15 protein-coding genes are annotated in these 15615 nt (G+C 68.1%); 6 read left to right on the top strand and 9 right to left on the bottom strand.

Going from position 1 to position 15615, the window contains the following annotated elements; genetic code table 11:
- Window positions 1–299: 299 nt before the first annotated feature.
- Complete coding sequence (locus HQ312_RS17970) at window positions 300–674, top strand: Lsr2 family protein (RefSeq protein ID WP_081821111.1); 375 nt, start codon at window positions 300–302, stop codon at window positions 672–674.
- Between the two features lie 49 nt (window positions 675–723).
- On the top strand, window positions 724–1407 hold the full coding sequence (locus tag HQ312_RS17965; RefSeq protein WP_222640011.1) for a hypothetical protein: 684 nt from the start codon (window positions 724–726) through the stop codon (window positions 1405–1407).
- Between the two features lie 39 nt (window positions 1408–1446).
- Here HQ312_RS17965 and HQ312_RS17960 read toward each other — a convergent pair whose 3' ends face one another.
- The 4 genes from HQ312_RS17960 to HQ312_RS17945 form a co-directional block, all read right to left on the bottom strand.
- A complete protein-coding gene (locus HQ312_RS17960) occupies window positions 1447–2769 on the bottom strand; it encodes an FAD-binding protein (RefSeq protein WP_222640009.1) in 1323 nt (440 codons plus the stop codon).
- Between the two features lie 37 nt (window positions 2770–2806).
- Window positions 2807–3805: a phosphotransferase family protein gene (locus HQ312_RS17955; protein WP_222640446.1), complete on the bottom strand. Its 999-nt coding sequence runs from the start codon at window positions 3803–3805 to the stop codon at window positions 2807–2809.
- 17 nt (window positions 3806–3822) lie between these two features.
- Complete coding sequence (locus HQ312_RS17950) at window positions 3823–5034, bottom strand: acyl-CoA dehydrogenase family protein (protein WP_222640001.1); 1212 nt, start codon at window positions 5032–5034, stop codon at window positions 3823–3825.
- 68 nt (window positions 5035–5102) lie between these two features.
- Complete coding sequence (locus tag HQ312_RS17945; protein ID WP_222639999.1) at window positions 5103–6524, bottom strand: DUF1254 domain-containing protein; 1422 nt, start codon at window positions 6522–6524, stop codon at window positions 5103–5105.
- A 108-nt stretch (window positions 6525–6632) separates the two neighbouring features.
- Between HQ312_RS17945 and HQ312_RS17940 the strand changes: the two genes are divergently transcribed.
- Window positions 6633–7682, top strand: a complete 1050-nt coding sequence (locus tag HQ312_RS17940; RefSeq protein ID WP_222639997.1) for an extracellular solute-binding protein — start codon at window positions 6633–6635, stop codon at window positions 7680–7682.
- A 24-nt stretch (window positions 7683–7706) separates the two neighbouring features.
- Here HQ312_RS17940 and HQ312_RS17935 read toward each other — a convergent pair whose 3' ends face one another.
- The gene (locus HQ312_RS17935) at window positions 7707–8075 is read right to left on the bottom strand and encodes a DUF202 domain-containing protein (protein ID WP_222639995.1); all 369 of its coding nucleotides are present in this window, start codon (window positions 8073–8075) and stop codon (window positions 7707–7709) included.
- On the bottom strand, window positions 8072–8446 hold the full coding sequence (locus HQ312_RS17930) for a YidH family protein (RefSeq protein WP_222639993.1): 375 nt from the start codon (window positions 8444–8446) through the stop codon (window positions 8072–8074). The genes HQ312_RS17935 and HQ312_RS17930 overlap by 4 nt, the downstream gene beginning before the upstream one ends.
- 81 nt (window positions 8447–8527) lie before the next feature.
- Here HQ312_RS17930 and HQ312_RS17925 point away from each other — a divergent pair, with 81 nt between their 5' ends.
- From HQ312_RS17925 to HQ312_RS17915, 3 genes are read left to right on the top strand one after another with little or no spacing between them, the layout of a single operon-like run.
- Window positions 8528–9874 (top strand): DUF1254 domain-containing protein, encoded by a 1347-nt coding sequence (locus HQ312_RS17925; RefSeq protein ID WP_222639990.1) that lies wholly within the window; start codon window positions 8528–8530, stop codon window positions 9872–9874.
- Window positions 9871–10212, top strand: coding sequence for a helix-turn-helix domain-containing protein (locus HQ312_RS17920; protein ID WP_222639982.1), 342 nt, complete (start codon window positions 9871–9873; stop codon window positions 10210–10212). Before HQ312_RS17925 ends, HQ312_RS17920 begins: the two co-directional genes overlap by 4 nt.
- Window positions 10209–11243, top strand: coding sequence for an NADP-dependent oxidoreductase (locus tag HQ312_RS17915; RefSeq protein ID WP_222639975.1), 1035 nt, complete (start codon window positions 10209–10211; stop codon window positions 11241–11243). Before HQ312_RS17920 ends, HQ312_RS17915 begins: the two co-directional genes overlap by 4 nt.
- Window positions 11244–11267: 24 nt before the next feature.
- Here the strand turns inward: HQ312_RS17915 and HQ312_RS17910 are convergent, their stop codons facing one another.
- Genes HQ312_RS17910 through HQ312_RS17900 form a run of 3 tightly spaced genes read right to left on the bottom strand, consistent with a single transcriptional unit; the run spans window position 11268 to window position 15569 of the window.
- On the bottom strand, window positions 11268–11981 hold the full coding sequence (locus tag HQ312_RS17910) for an alpha/beta fold hydrolase (RefSeq protein ID WP_222639968.1): 714 nt from the start codon (window positions 11979–11981) through the stop codon (window positions 11268–11270).
- A 58-nt stretch (window positions 11982–12039) separates the two neighbouring features.
- Window positions 12040–13971 carry an FAD-dependent oxidoreductase gene (locus HQ312_RS17905; protein ID WP_222639966.1) on the bottom strand — a complete coding sequence of 644 codons (1932 nt, stop codon included), beginning with the start codon at window positions 13969–13971 and terminating at the stop codon, window positions 12040–12042.
- Window positions 13968–15569 carry an MFS transporter gene (locus tag HQ312_RS17900; RefSeq protein ID WP_222639958.1) on the bottom strand — a complete coding sequence of 534 codons (1602 nt, stop codon included), beginning with the start codon at window positions 15567–15569 and terminating at the stop codon, window positions 13968–13970. Before HQ312_RS17900 ends, HQ312_RS17905 begins: the two co-directional genes overlap by 4 nt.
- Window positions 15570–15615: the final 46 nt, after the last annotated feature.

Below are 15615 nucleotides of genomic sequence, written 5' to 3'. Positions count from 1 at the left end.
TCGGTGCCGACCGCCGTCGGTTTCGACAGTCGAGCACCGAACTCCGGGTGCAGCGGGGCACCTGCGGAGAATTGTGCCCAGTGGGGGACCACCCTGAAACACCGCTCGAAGATCACATGGAGTCGAGAGAGAAAATTTCCCCTCACGGAAGGTTGAGTGGCACCGGACAGGGTATGGACACGCACAGACAGCGGCGTCCAGAGTGTGGCGGCTTCCTACTACCTACCGATACAACGGCAGATCGGCCCGTGCGGGGTCACCCTGCGTGGTCGTTCGTACGTGTGTCCGAGGAGCTCCGCGTGGTTCGCAAGGTTGACGTGACGCTGATCGACGACCTGGACGGGATGTCCGCGGACGACACCGTCGTGTTCGGTTACCGGGGAACATGGTTCGAGATCGACCTGTCGTCCGAGAACGCAGCGCAGATCCACGGCCTGCTCACGGAGTGGAGCACCCGAGGACGTCGGTCGGAGGACATCTCGACGGTGCGGCGTCGGACGGCAGCGGACCGCGCGGAGACCGCGGCGATCCGCACGTGGGCGCGTGGACATGGTTTCGCCATCGCCGACCGCGGGCGCATCGCCGATTCTGTCGTGGCGGCGTATCGGACGCGAGCACGTCCGCCGTCTCGTGAGGATGCGACCTGCCCCCGTCGTCGCGGACGGGAAAGCTGAACGAGGCGTACGCGAGTCGATCTGCGAACGCCTGGTGGAGGGATGGACCATGAACGACCCCGGTGACGCGACCGCGTCCGACGGGCCTCGACTCGGCCCGGGGGAGCGGTTGTCGGATTTCGTCGACGTGTGTGTCGGGGTCGCCGGCGCGGACGGTGGCGCGGTGGTCGTGTCGTCCCCGCGTCACCCCGATACGCGACGCGTGCTGCACACCACCGACTCGTCGGCGGAGAGGATCGCCGACCTGCTGTACCTGCACGGCGCGGATGTCGATCTCGTGTCGAGTGACCGTGCGGTGGGCCGGACGATCATCGTGGACGACCGCCACGACGGGGCGCGGTGGCCGTTGCTGATCGACGACCTGGTGGCATTGGATGTCGGGTGGGTGAGGGTGCTCCCACTGGGCGCGGTGGACGCCCCCCTCGGGTGCGTGCAACTGCACCGGCGCTCGGTGTGGAGCGGGCCGTTGCCGGCAGGAACGGACGTCTTGATCGGACACCTGGTGCGGGTCATCGGGCCCGTGGTCGCAGGCGACGCCGCGCTGGCGACCGTGGACGGGGACGAGGCAACCGATCTCACGAGCGTGGCCATCGGCATCCTGGTCGCGCGGCATGCCGTGGCGGTCGATGTCGCGTCGGCGATGTTGCGGGCCGGAGCGGTCACTCGGGAGCATTCGTCGGTGGAGGAGGCGCAGCGCATCATCGCCACCCTCCACGGCCGCGAGGGGCCGTGACACGCGCAGCGCGGCGGCGGCATCATCCTTCCCGAGGGGTCACCCGGCAGTCTCCGCGGCGACGAGTCCGAGCACCAGAGCGGCCGCCAGACCGCCTGCGTACGCGCGGTTCCACAGGCCGCCCGTGTCGGAACCGGCTGCCAGCAGGCCCGGAATCGGCTCGCCGTTCGGTGTCAGAACACGGGCGTCGCCGTCGACTCTGACGCCGTGAAACGGGAAAGTGACGGCCGGGACGGCTTCGATGACGTAGTAAGGCGGTTCGCTCAGCGGGCTCGCATCCAGCGCTCGGCCCGGCACAGGGCCCTCCGCCGACGTGGTGGACTCGTTGAAGTCGGCGATCGCGGCCGCGATGGCGGCTCCGTCGTATCCCCAGTCCTCCGGTAGGTATTCGAGCTCCTCGAGCGTGTCTGCTCGTCCGACCCGACCCCCGCGCTTGCTCGCCAGTGCGAACTTGTCGACGGCCACGGCGCCCTCGACGTACGACGCCAGGACCCAGTCCCGGTGCACGCGAGCGTCCGCCACGAGAAGCCCGCGTGCCTCGCGCCGGTCGAGCAGAGCCATCGTCGTCAGGTGATCACCGAGTGTCTCGTCGACGAAGCGCGTCCCGTCGAGATCGAACAGGAGCGCGTGTTCGCTGTAGTACAGCGACATGTCGACGAAATCGGACGGGTCCGTCAGGGTCACCCCGCTGGGAATCAGGTGCCCGTAGAAGCCGGCGTTCATCGCACCGGCGGCAGCGCCGACGCTCTCGGCGAGTGTCAGGCCCACGCCCGTGCTGTGGGGGTTCGAGCGCAGTTGCATGCGCCCTGCATTCGGATGAACGTGCTTCTCGAGCAGCGCTGCGGACCCTTGGAAACCGCCCGTGGCGAGCACGGTGTGCGCCGCCCGCACGTCCTGTGGTTCCGCGGTGCCGGTCCGGATCACCGCGCCGGTGACGACGCCGTTCTCGAACGTCAGGCTCTCGGTGCACGTGTTCAGAAGGACCGATCCGCCGGACTCGAGGACGATCCGCCTGCACAGATCGACGTACTGGTTGGTGTCGAACTTGTGTCCTCGCCCGAAGGACAGGATTCGCTGCGCATCGCCCACCTCCACACCGGTGTCACGTAACCACTGCACGCCGTCCTGGAACCGGTCCACCAGCAGTCGCCTCAGGGCAGCGTTGCCGTGCGGGTTCTGTGCGTCCATGACGGTGTGATCCGGTGCCGTCCAGACGTATCCGGCATAGCGCGCGGATCCGCCGACATCCGCACCGACCTCCACCACGACGACGGATCTGCCTGCGGACGCGGCGCGGGCTCCGGCGGTCAGACCGGCCATCCCGCCGCCGATGACCAGTACGTCGCACTCGATGTCGTTCATTGCTGTCGGCCTCTCGATCAGAAGTGGTGTCTGCGGGTCACCGTGAGAACGCGCGCAGCCCGGCTGCGGCGAATTCGGCTGTGGCGTGGGCGGCTGCTGCGGCGGTGCCGTCCGTGTCGTCGGAGGTGGCGGCGCGGTGTGCGATGCCTTCGGCGATGACGGCGATCTTGAAGTCGGCGAGGGCGCGGTAGAAGTTCCAGTGGGCGAGGTCGCGTCCGGATACGGCGGCGTAGTGCTGGGCGAGGTCGTCGGCGTCGGGGTAGCGGGGGGAGGTCCAGGCGGCGTCGACGCCGAGGACGGTGTCGAACATGGGTTGCCGGTAGGCGCACATGAGGGCGATGTCGGTGAGGGGGTCGCCGAGAGTGGACATCTCCCAGTCGACGAGTGCGGCAACGGTTCCGGGTTCACCGTGGGTGAGGATGGTGTTGTCGACGCGGTAGTCGCCGTGCACGATGGCGGCGGCGCAGTGGGTGGGGACGGCGTCGGTGAGGGCCCGGTGGAGTCGGTCGATGTCGTTGAGGTCGCGGGTCTTGACGCGGTGCCATTGCCGTCCCCAGGTGGCGACCTGTCGGGCGGTGAATCCGTCGGGCCGACCGAAGTCGGCGAGTCCGACCTCGTGGTGGTCGACGGCGTGCAGCGCGGCGAGGACACGGACGAGTTCGCTGGTGTTGGCGGCGATGTCGTCGTCGGTGAGGGCGTCGAGGTCGGTGCGGGTGCGCACGACCTGTCCGTGGACGAACTCGACGACGGTCATCGGAGCTCCGAGGGTGGCGCCGTCGGCGTCGAAGGCGACGGCGGTGGCGACGGGGACGTCGGTGCCGGCGAGGGCGCGGGTGACGGTCCACTCGCGGGCCATGTCGTGGGCGGAGGGGGTGAGTCCGCTGACCGGGGGGCGTCGCACGATCCACGAGGTGGTGTCGTCGTGGGCGCGGTAGGTGAGGTTGGACCGGCCTCCGGCGATGCGGTCGACGCGCAGGTGCCCGGTGATGTCGATGCCGTTGTCGCGCAGGAACGTCTCGAGTGCGGCGATGTTCATGCCGGGGAGCGTGGTGGTCACGGCTGTTCCTTGGCGGCGGCGCGGCGGGCGGCGCCGACGGCGCGTTTGGCGATGGCCCACCGGTGCACTTCGGAGGGGCCGTCGTAGACGCGGAAGGGGCGGACCTCGCGGGAGAGTCGGGCGAGGGGCAGGTCGTCGGAGACACCGAGTCCGCCGCACATCTGCACGCCGCGGTCGACGATGCGGAAGATGGCTTCGGCGGCGAAGGTCTTGGCGATGGAGGTCTCGTTGCTCGCGGGGTCGCCGCGGTCGAGTGCGTGGCAGGCGGTGACGAGCAGGGCGCGGGTGGCGGCGATGTCGATCTCGTTGTCGGCGATCATCTTCTGCACCATGCCGAGGTCGCCGAGGCGGCTGCCGAACCCTTCGCGGTGGGCGACGTGGGCGACGGCGACGTCGTGTCCGCGTCGGGCGGCGCCGAGCCAGCGCATGACGTGGGTCATGCGGGCGGGTCCGAGGCGGACCTGGGCGTAGGTGAATCCTTCGTCGACGGCGCCGAGGACGTTGTCCTCGGGCACGACGACGCGGTCGAAGGTGACTTCGCAGTGCCCGCCGATCATGGCGCGGTCGAGGGTGCTGATGTGGCGGCCGACGGTGATGCCGGCGGTGTCGGCGGGGACGAGGAACATCGTGGCGCCGCCGCGGTCGCCGGGGGTGCCGGAGGTGCGGGCCATGACGATGAAGAATCCGGCGCCGTCGGCGCCGGTGATGAACCATTTGTGGCCGTCGATGCGCCAGCCGCCGTCGGTGCGGGTGGCGGTGGTGGTGAGGGCGGAGGGGTCCGAGCCGGCGCCGGGTGCGGGTTCGGTCATCGCGAACGCGGACCGCACGTCGCCGCGGGCGAGGGGGGCGAGGAACTGTTCCTTCTGGGCGGGGGAGGCGACGTGGGCGAGCAGGTGGACGTTGCCTTCGTCGGGTGCGCCGATGTTCGTCGCGATCGGTCCGAAGAGGGAGTAGCCGGCTTCCTCGAACACGGGGGCGCGGTCGCTCATGGACAGTCCGCCGCCGCCGTACTCGCGGGGCGCGTGGGGAGCGAAGACTGCTGCGTCCTTCGCCGCGGCCTGCAGTTCCCGGCGTAGGTCGTCGCCGCCCGCGGCGGTCACGTCACCGAGGAACTTGTCCTCGATGGGCAGGACGTGCTCGCGGGTGAACGTGCGGGTGCGCTCGATCCACTCGCGGACGACGGGGTCGTAGGTCAGATCGATCGCCATGGTGGTTCCCTTTCACATGGTCCAGGAGCGTTCGCTCGGTGGGGTCGTGCTGAGACGTGGTTCGAGGCTCACGGGCCCGTAGGTGACGGAACCCTCGACGGATCGACAGGCGGCGGTGACCAACGTTCGGTCACCGCGTCTTCGTGAGGTCGATACATGCGTAGTACCAGGAAGAACGGACGTGGTGGGGCGGGAAGCCAACATTCCCGACTATCGAGGTCATCGGGTCTCGCGTACCCGACCACGATTCGAGAGGGAGTGGACACCACACCGTCCGGCGAGGTGGTCGATCCGACGGAGAACACGTCGCCGGGTGCGTCGTACAGCCAGCCGGTATCGGCCTCGTACAAGGTGAAGCTCCAGAACGCTTCTGCGGGTGGGGGTTCGGAGAAAGTGATCTCGTAGGTGCGGCCTCCGAGGCCCGTCAGTGCGGTTCCGTCCGAGTCGACGTACGTGTTGTACGAGCAGTTCTCCTCGACGACGTTGGCTCCGAGTCCCACGAAGTTCATGACGGCGCGTGCCACGAAGTTGTGTCCGTGTGCGCCCTTGTCGAGTACCCGCGTCCACCCGGACGCCGTGCGCCGCCCGAGGCGGGATCGGGACGTGTCGAGCAGGGACATGGCGCGTGTGAAGCCGAGATCGGCGCCTCGTGACACCACCTCGTCGAGATCGCCGACCTCCGGCGTACCGGGACCGACGTTCAGCTGACGGAACTGGTGAACGTGCGACACATCCTGCACCGGAACACCGTTGACGGCCACCACGGCATCGAGGGCCGTCAGGAACGCGGCGGCGGACGACTCCACCTCCTCCCGGAGCAGAACGGGCCACGAACGGGACCGGGGAGGTGGACCGGTGAGGACGACCGAGTCCTGCAGTGTCCTGACCGTGTCGATGTCGTCGGGAGCGCCGTGAACCTGGATGCGCATGAGCAGCCACATCAGCGGCGTGGACACGGGAAAGGACACGACGTCGGACGACCGCGCGGTGTCGGGGCCGTCCTGGCCCGGCGCGATCACCATGATCCTGCGTGGACCGTCCGGATGCGTCCGCGCGCTGACGTTGCTCACGTTGCTGTGGGCGTCCAGGAATTCGAGGGTGTAGTACCTGCCACCGAAGTCGGGTAGCTCGATGGTCACCGGTCCGTCGGTCAGATCCAGCCAGGCATTGGAGTAGACCGTGTCGACGTTCGGAACCCGGAACTGGCGGAAATCCGAACCGGCCGTGCTTCTCTCGTGGACCAAGGTGTTGACGGACCACGGTGCACCGTCGGCATCCGGAGCGCACTGTGCACACATATTCGCGTACTGGTAGACGGCGGGCACGCCGTACAGCACTGCCTGCTGCGCGAGCACGGACGCGAGTGTGAGCGCCTCGTCGGCGGCCGCGGGTCGGACGTCGTCGGACGTCGATTCCTGGTACTGGTCGGTTCGAGCAGGGTCGTACGGCGTCGGGCCACTCACGGTGGCCGCATCTCGTCCTCGAGTCATCCGACACTCCTTCACCCAGCGCACCGACCTGTACGCGACCCCGCCACCGCTCTTGACTCTGCCCACCCTACTTGGTGAACTGAGGTCAGTTCAACAAAGGAGATGGACATGAGTGTTCTCGGTAGATCGATCCGGACGACCACGATCGCTGTGGTCGGGGTGGTGGCGCTGACGATGACGGCGTGCGGCAGCAGCGGTGGAGGGGGTACCTCTCCCGTGGAGGGGAGCTGGGACGACGTCGTCGCCGCGGCGAAGTCCGAGGGGTCGGTGATGTTGTACTCGAGCCAGAACACCACGATCCTCGACAGCGTGAAGAAGGCCTGGAGTCAGACGTACCCCGAGATCACTCTCGATTTCGTTCGCGGAACGGACGCGGATCTGAATCCTCGTGTCGAGACCGAGAACAAGACCGGTAAGGGCACGGCGGACGTACACGTGGTCACGGACACGGCATGGATCGCGTCGGCGGCGGAGTCCGGCGCGTACTCCCAGTCTCTGAAGGGCGACGCGTTCGACGATCCGGACTACGGACGGGACCGCAGCGTCAAGAACGACAGGTTCTTCCTCGACGTCGCCGCCACCTTCGGCATGGGGTGGAACACGGGAACCGTGCCGGCCGGACTCACCGATCCGCGCGATGTGTTGCGCCCCGAGTACCGAGGCAAGGTGGGCGTGGTCAACCCTGTCGGCATCGCGTCCTACGTGGATCTCTACCGCTTCTACCGCGAGAACTTCGGCGACGATTTCGTGGACCAGCTCGCCGAGCAGCAGCCTCGCATCTACCCGAGCGCGCTTGGGGTCGCGCAGGCACTCACCTCCGGTGAGGTCGTCGTCTCCCCCATGGTCCAGCCTCTCGTGCAGGAGGTCGCGTCCGGCGCTCCGGTGAACTGGGCGCTCCCGACGCCGTCGTGGGGAACACCGTTCTACGGTCACGTCACGTCGGTCGCGCCCCATCCCAACGCTGCGCAGGTTCTGGCCGACTTCCTGGTCAGCCCCGAAGGTCAACGGGCGCAGGCGATCGGGGTCGCGACTGCGCTGCCCGGTATCGACGGCGCGACCGCCGACGCCCATGACATCGCCGGGCCCGATCCGACACAACTCACTCCCGAGTTCATCGAGCGGGAATCACGTGAGTGGGAGCAGAAGTTCCAGGGCTGACCGAGCCACGGAACGGCCCCGGGCTCAGTGCCCGGGGCCGAACGTCACGGTGCGGGCCACGATCAGTGCCAGGACGCCGAGACTCGCAGTGAGGACTGCCAGTACGTGAGCGCGCGCCGGGATTCCTCGCGGCGCGTCCGGGCCGGCGTCCGCGCGCCTGCGCTTCCGTCGCCGAACGATGTCGACGACGAGCGCAGCGACGGCGCCGGTCAGTACGACGCCGGCGGCTACAGCCGTCGGTACGTCACCCTGGTGGGTGGCCAGGCGCAGACCCACCAGGGCGCACACCGCCACCGAGCACTCGGTGCGCCGCCAGGCGAGCGCCGTCCGTTCGACCTGGAGACCACCGTCCCCGAGTGCGCCCGCTGGCCTGTCCTCGGGTGGTCCCGTCACGAGAAGACCGACCAGACGACCAGCGCTGCGGCCACCGCCAGCAGGACGGCCAGGGGTGCTCCGACACGAGGGGACGGAAGCGGCCGATTACGGCGCAGGCTCGATTCGACTGCGCCCCAGGCCCACCACGCGTGCAGCGGCAGAACGACGGAGCATCCGATCAGCAGCACCGATGCGATGCGTGCGGGCGTCGTGTCCCTTCCGACCTCGAACACGTCGAGCGCGACTCCGGCTGCCATGAACGCCAACGATGTTCGAATCCACGCGAGGTACGTCCGCTCGTTCGCCAGGCTGAACCGTGCGTCCGGTTCGGCACCTACGGCGTAGACCCGGCGCGGGCGCCGACGATCGTGCGCCTCCTCCTGGGACATGACTTCTCCTGACGGTCGAGGGCTCGCAATGTCACTGAGAGTCCCTAGCCTAATCGAACTCACTTCAGTTATGGTCGTGGTGTGACTGCACCCGACTGCTCGGATGGTGGCGACGAGCTGTTCCGCGACGCGCGCGCGCTGCAGATCTGGGGATTTCCGCTCGTCTTCGCTCAGCGACTGCGTCTCCGGTTCACATCCCCGCTGGAGCCTGACGTGGACCGGCCGCTCACATCGGCGGGTGCAGCGCTGAACACGATGGGCCATCAGCGCAGGTTGTCCGATCCCACCCTCACCGCAGGAGTGGCTCCCAACGTGGACACGCTCTACTCACTGGCCTTCGTCGACCTCGATGTCGGGTCGTTCACGCTTCGAATGCCCGATCTCGGTGACCGCTACTACTGCATTCAGCTAGGTGAGGCCGACTCGACGACCATCGCGGTACAGGGTCTGCGGACACACGGGAGCCGTTTGCCGACACTGCATATCGTCCGCTCGGGCAGCGAGGTGGTCATGGCGGACGACGAACTACTGGTGGCCTGCCGAACACGTCATGTCATGGTTGCAGTGCGCATCCTGGTGCGACCGGACGATGCCGAGGATCTCCGGCGAGTGATCGCCGTGCAGGACGCCATCGTGCTGGACGGGCCGCGTGCGCCCGGAGCTGCGTGCGACGCTGCCACCCGCACGCTCGTCCTCCGTGAACGCGATGACGAACTACGCGATCCGGAAGCCTTTCTCGACTCGCTGGACCACGCCGTCGCCGGTGTCGCGGCGGCGGACGTGCCACCCGCGGTCCGCGAGAGCATGGCACGACTGCGTAGAGCGCTGCACGCAGGGGAACAGTTCACGCGAGCACGTTCGCAGTTCGCAGCAGGGTTGTCCGACGGCCTGGATGCGATCGCCGACCGGGTGAGGTCGCTGGGCCGGACGACGAACGGCTGGTCGGTCAACGAACTCGGCACGGATTTCGGCGACGACCATCTTCTGCGCGCGGCCGTCGCGTTGTCTCAGATCTACGTCAACCCGGCGGACGAGGCGCTGTACCCGGTGTGTGAGGTGGACGACGGTGGGCGCCCCTTGTCGGGTGCGCATTCCTACGACATCACTTTCGCTGCCGGCGAGGCGCCGCCGGCGCGCTTCTTCTGGTCCCTCACCGTCTACCACAAGCGAGGACTGCTGTGCGAGAACTCGATCGGCCGATATGCAATCACCGACCGGACGCCCGGCGTGACGGTGGCGCACGACGGATCCCTGACCGTTCGACTCGCGTCGACCCCGCCCGCGGAAGGGACGAGCAACTGGCTCCCGACTCCGTCCGGAGACTTCCGGTTGATGCTGCGGCTGTACGGACCCTCGGACCGGGCGTGGAGCCCGCCAGTCGTGCGGCGGACGCCCGCCAGGTCGTCTCGGACCGTGGGGGACCGATGACCGACACGCGATCCGGAGGGATCGAACTCGGACCGGTATCTCGACGGGTGTTGTGCGAGTTCGCATCCTGTGGCCGCGGACCCCTGCCGAGCACCACCGCGGTGGCCCGTGCTCTCCACATCAGCGAGCCGCACCTACGGCGCCTGCTCGCCGGTGAGTCGACCACTCTGGGTGCTCTGCGTGCTCGACACGACGCCGCCCGCGCGGTGGAGGCGCTTCGGCGCGGCGAGGCCCTGGACATCGTGTCGGCCCGATTGGGCTACTCGGAACCACGGGCGTTCCGGCGTGCCTTCCGGCGGTGGACCGGGATGACCCCGAGCGCGGTAGGTGCGGCATGACCGGGGTGACCTCGACCCGTCATGTCGTGTTGCGCTCGTGGCCGAACGGCGCACTGGCGGGTGGCGACCTCGAGGTGGTGGAGGCGCCGGTGCCCGAGCTCCGTTCCGGCGACGTGCTCGTCCGCAACACGTGGCTCTCGATCGATCCGTCGATCCGCATCCGGCTGTCGAGGCAGACGCCGGGAGGCTATCTGCCGCCCTTCGCGCCGGGGCAGGCACTGGAAGGTCTCGCTCTCGGCGTCGTCGAACGATCGGAAAGCTCCGCTTTCGCTGTCGGTGACATCGTCACTCACACACTGGGTTTCCGTGATCACGCCCTCATCTCGGCTGACACCGCGACGATCGGCGGCTACGGGTCGCCCACCGTCGTCCGTCCGGGCGGTCTGCCCGAACAGTGGTTCCTCGGGCCCCTGGGCAGTTCCGGTCTCACCGCGTACGCGGGGATGATCGGCATCCTCGACGTGGGGCCCGCGGACACGGTGTGGGTGTCGTCCGCTGCCGGTGCGGTCGGTGGGCTCGCGGCGGGACTCGCGGTGGCACGAGGGGCCACCGTCATCGGATCGGCAGGGTCAGCGGCCAAGGTGGCCCATTTGCGAGCGTCCGGCCTGGCGGACGCCTTCGATCATCACGAATCTCTGCCCGCGGCGGTGGCCGCCGCGGCTCCCGACGGCATCGACGCGTACTTCGACTGTGTCGGCGGTGATCACCTGACTGCAGCGATCGACGCACTCCGACCGAACGGACGTATCGCGATGTGCGGCCAGATGTCCCAGTACGACGCGGCCGACGCGCCGAGTCTTCCCGGCAACCTGTTCCAGTTCGTGTCGAAGAATCTGTCGATGCGGGGGTACCGGGCCGGATCGTTCCTGCACCTCGAATCCGACATGCGCGCGGAGATCACCTCCCTCATCGACGCGGGCCGTCTCGGGTACGACGAATGGGTGTTCGACGGGCTCGATTCGGCCCCGGCCGCACTGGTCTCGATGCTGGCAGGGGAGAACATAGGTAAGACGCTCGTCCGACTGGGATGACCTCGCGGGCGTCACCGTCGGAACTCAGTCGGCGGAGAGGGAGTCGAGCAGCGTTGCGAGGCGGTCGGGGGCGCTGATCATCGGCATGTGTCCGGAGTCCATGTGCACGACGTGCCCCGACCCGGCTCCGGCGCGGACCAGTGCGGACGAGGCTTCCTGCAGTTCCGGCGGGTAGCACGTGTCCCTCGCCGTCCGGATGTAGGTGCGGGGGACGTCGACCCGGAGGCCGGAGAGATCGACGGTCTCGGTGAGCAGCGCGCCGGAGTCGTCGACGAGCTGCTCGAGAGTCCACGCGGTCTGCTCGTCGTCCATGTCGTTGCACAACATGGCCTGTGCCCCCTCGGGGCCCTGGACGTATCTGCCGTCCACGATGGACGCCTTCACGATGTCGCGAACCGCAGGATCGATCCCGTCGATCACCGCCGTTCCGTCCGGCGGGACCACCGCGGCCAGGAAGACCACGTGCCGGACACGGTCCTGCAGCCTGTCGAGAACGCGCGGGACCGACACTCCGGCGAACGAGTGGGCCACCAGCACGATGTCGGTGACATTTTCACGCTCCACGTCCGCAACGATTGCGTCGGCGCAGTCCTCCAGGGTGACGGTGCGCAGGTCGATGTCTGCGCGTTCACCGCGGCCGGGAAGGTCGACCGCGACCACGCGACCGGTCAAACGCGGTACGAGGCGGTCCCAACACGACGCGCCCATTCCGGCACCGTGCACGAGTACGAACGACATGATGTGTCTCCATTTCTTTCGTGATGTGCCGCTGCTGCGGTTCAGCGGCATCGGGATTCTAGAGTTCTGCGCCTGTTCGATATCCCTCTGCGATCGCGTGACCGATGCGCCGTGGTGTGACGCAATCTCCGATGACGCTGACGGTGGAGCTCGAGTCCAGTCCGAACGACGACAGTGCCACTCGCGGCTGGTGCCACACGATGGCGGCGTCCTCGTAGGGCAGGTCGCCGGCCCCGAAGATCGGGCGCAAGGTCACCGGATCTGCCGGGTCGTCGGGAACGTGAAGGGCATGCGCGACCTTGACGTCGACCCCTGCGTCACCCAGTCGATCGAGCAGCGGTCCTGAACTCTCGGTGGGGATTCGGGACGCGAGAGCCGTGAGCGTCGTGGCCACGGTGACCTCCCAGCCACGCTGCACGAGTGCTTCGGCTGCGCTGTACGCCGGCCAGAAGCCGTCACCGTCGTCGAACACCACCACCCTGCCGGCATCGGCCGAGACGCGGCCGAGCAGAACATCGTCGACGCTGTAGGAGGTCCGCGTCCGGAGCGACGGGGTCACGTCCGCGGGACGCGATCCTGTCGCCACCACGATGTGGTCCGACGCGGAGCGAATCTCGTCCAGGTCGTCCTCGCCGATTCCGGCCGACAGGTGAACCTCGACCTTCAGCCGACGCATCTCACGTTCCAGATAGTCGACGATGTCGATGAGCGTCGCGCGATGGGGCGCCGAGGCAGCGACGCGTACGGATCCTCCGAGGGCACTGCTCTTCTCGAACACGGTGACGCGGTGGCCCCTCCCTGCGGCCACGCGAGCGGCTTCCAGGCCGGCGGGGCCGCCGCCGATCACGATGACGTCCTTCGTCGCGCGGGCTCGTCGACCGACGTCGACGTGTCGACCGCGCCCGATCTCGGCATTGACCGCGCAGTGCAGATGCGGGTCGAAGGCCCTGCAGTCCTGGTTGACGCCGAGGCAACCGCGTATCTCGTCGAGGCGACCGGTTCGGGACTTGTTCGGCAGTTCGGGGTCCGCTATCAGCGCCCGTGCCATGCCGACCATGTCCACCTGTCCGGTCTTGATGGCGTGGTCCGCAACGCCCGCATCGCGTATTCGCTGTCCGACGAGAGTCGGTGTCCCGGTCGCCGATCGGACCCTCGCAGCCGACGGGATCGCGACCGCGTCCGCGCCGGTGGAATCCTTGACGTACTTCCCGCGGGTGCCGTGGGTGATACTGAAGTAGTCGACGCCGACCGCGGCCACGTTCTCGGCGATGCGAACGCAGTCGTCGATCGACATTCCGCCGGGGATCTCCTCCTCCCCGCTCAACCTCACTCCGAGTGCGAGCCCCGCGGGCATCTCCGACCGCATCGCCTCGATCACCATCCGGGTGAAGCGCATTCGGCCGTCGAACGTGCCGCCGAAATCGTCCGTCCGTCGGTTCGTGAGCGGGGACATGAACTGAGCGGGGAGGTACCCGTGCGCAGCATGGAGCTCCACACCGTCGACACCTGCTCGCACCAGGTTTCGCGTCGACGTGCGCCATCCCTCGACGATGTCCTCGATCTCCGCGACCGACAGTTCGTGGGGTGGGTAGGCGTCGCGCGCGGTCTTGATCGCCGAGGGCGCGGAGGGTGGCGCATCCGATTCGCCGCCGATGAACTCACGTCCGAGATGACAGAGTTGGCCGATGAATCGTGCGTCGTGGCGATGCGCGGCAGACACTTTGGCCGCTGTGCTCGGAATGACGTCGACCCGGTAGGCCTCGATCAGCTTGCGCGAGCGCAGCGTCGTCGTCGGGTGCACGACCGTGGCACCCCCGATGATCAAGCCCACTCCACCCGCGGCCAGACGCTCGACGTGCTCGGTGTCCCCGTGGGTGGGCACACCGTCGACCGCCATCGACGTGCCCGCCGGGAGCGCGACCAGTCGGTTCTTCAACGTGAGTCCGCCGATTCGGATCGGTGAGAAGAGGTGGGGAAAGTGGTCGTTCATGCGGACTCGGTTCTGTCGGCGGGTGTTCTGGGGCGGACGAGGACTCGAACACGTGGTTCCTCCGCCAGGTCGAGCGCGAGATCCGTTCGGACGAGCCGTTCCGGAACGGTGAGACGCACGGTCTCCTGGGCGGAGTACTCGGCCCAGTTCCGGAAGGTGCAGAACTCGACGTACGTCGAGGCGGAGTCGCTCACCCTGGTCAGCGCCCATCGCGATGCGCCGAGGCGCAGGCGCGACGACCTCAGACGAGTCATGGCGTGGACGAAGTGGTCCGCCCGCTGCGGACGGACCACGTACGTCGTCTCGACGACGATTGTCGCGCCACGATGACCCGGTTCGAGTTCCGGCGGTCCGGCGGCACCGGACGGGTCGGGCGCGATGGAGTCGCTGGGCAGAATGCCTCGGCGCAGCAGTCCGATCGACGACACCGACATCGCGACGGCGGAGAGTGCGACAGCGGAGACGAGCCCCATCGTGTCGGCGAGGAGCCCCCACAGAAGGGCACCGACCGCTTGGCTGCCCTGGAACGTCAGCATCACGACGGCGATGACTCGGGCCTTGATCCACGGTGGCACGACCGCGTGCGTCGCGATCATCCACGTGCTCTGCACGCCGACCCAGGCCGCGCCGACGATCACCAACAGAGCGACCACGACCGGCATCCACGGCACGAAGGCGAGACCGAGCAGAACCAGTGCGTACGCGGCAGAACCCAGGGCCGCGAACACGTTCCAGCTCAGGCGTCGACGAAGCGGCATCGAGGCGATGGTGCCCGCCACCGCGCCGACACCGATCGCCCCGGACAACACTCCGAACTCGAACGTCGTCACGTGGAGCATCTCGTACGCCACGAGCGGCAGCAGAGCCCACAGGCAGCTCGCCGGCAGGCCGAACATCACGACACGGAACAACAGTCTCCGCGTCCATCGCGAATGACGGATGAACCGCAGACTCGTCGCCACCGATTCGAGAACCGACTCGGTCCTGGGAACTCGCCCGGACCGAGGCGGGATCTGACCGGCCGCCAGGACGACGCAGATCGCGAACACGACCGTGACGAGAGCGAAGGTGGAGGTGGCGCCCCATGCGGCCAGGAGTGCCCCGCCGAGTACCGGACCGATGGCGCGTGCACCGTTGAAGATGGCGCCGTCGATCGCGGGCACGACGGTCATCATCTCGCGGGTCGCCAGCGTCGGCAGCAGCGATTGCCAGACGATCGCCACCGACGCCAGACCGCACCCCGACAGGAACACGGCCGCCATCAGAACCGGCATCGTCGCGAGGTCGAGGGCCTGGAGCGCCGTGAGCACTGCCGACGTGACCAGCAGACCGATCGCCGTGCCGGTCAGCAGAGTTCGATGGCCGGCGTGCTCCGCTATCGCGCCGAGGGGGAGGGAGAGCAGAAAGAAGGGCAGGCTGGCGGCGAACTGGACGCCCGACACTGCGAACGCGGATTCTCCTGCTCGGGTCAGGGTCCACTGGACCGCCAGAACCAGGATCCAGATGCCGATGGCGGCGCCGAGTTCGAAACCCAACATGATGCGTAATCGGCGCACACGCAACGGCGTCAGGAGTGTGACGGTCGGTGGTCGTGTCATGGCCTGTGCCCCTTCGCCGCCCGCCGGCATCACCGGATGAAGCCCG

This window comes from Rhodococcus sp. BP-316 (assembly GCF_019836105.1).
GTDB lineage: Bacteria > Actinomycetota > Actinomycetes > Mycobacteriales > Mycobacteriaceae > Rhodococcoides.
Note: the sequence above shows the minus strand (reverse complement) of the source record. Positions and strands in the feature narration are given on the sequence as shown.

Bases quoted from the DNA above. Each gene is read 5' to 3' on its own strand.
- HQ312_RS17940 (WP_222639997.1), top strand. From the start codon at position 6,633: ATGAGTGTTCTCGGTAGATCGATCCGGACGACCACGATCGCTGTGGTC.
- HQ312_RS17900 (WP_222639958.1), bottom strand. From the start codon at position 15,569: ATGACACGACCACCGACCGTCACACTCCTGACGCCGTTGCGTGTGCGC.
- HQ312_RS17920 (WP_222639982.1), top strand. From the start codon at position 9,871: ATGACCGACACGCGATCCGGAGGGATCGAACTCGGACCGGTATCTCGA.
- HQ312_RS17930 (WP_222639993.1), bottom strand. From the start codon at position 8,446: ATGTCCCAGGAGGAGGCGCACGATCGTCGGCGCCCGCGCCGGGTCTAC.
- HQ312_RS17945 (WP_222639999.1), bottom strand. From the start codon at position 6,524: ATGACTCGAGGACGAGATGCGGCCACCGTGAGTGGCCCGACGCCGTAC.
- HQ312_RS17955 (WP_222640446.1), bottom strand. From the start codon at position 3,805: ATGAACATCGCCGCACTCGAGACGTTCCTGCGCGACAACGGCATCGAC.
- HQ312_RS17905 (WP_222639966.1), bottom strand. From the start codon at position 13,971: ATGAACGACCACTTTCCCCACCTCTTCTCACCGATCCGAATCGGCGGA.
- HQ312_RS17965 (WP_222640011.1), top strand. From the start codon at position 724: ATGAACGACCCCGGTGACGCGACCGCGTCCGACGGGCCTCGACTCGGC.
- HQ312_RS17950 (WP_222640001.1), bottom strand. From the start codon at position 5,034: ATGGCGATCGATCTGACCTACGACCCCGTCGTCCGCGAGTGGATCGAG.
- HQ312_RS17915 (WP_222639975.1), top strand. From the start codon at position 10,209: ATGACCGGGGTGACCTCGACCCGTCATGTCGTGTTGCGCTCGTGGCCG.
- HQ312_RS17910 (WP_222639968.1), bottom strand. From the start codon at position 11,981: ATGTCGTTCGTACTCGTGCACGGTGCCGGAATGGGCGCGTCGTGTTGG.
- HQ312_RS17960 (WP_222640009.1), bottom strand. From the start codon at position 2,769: ATGAACGACATCGAGTGCGACGTACTGGTCATCGGCGGCGGGATGGCC.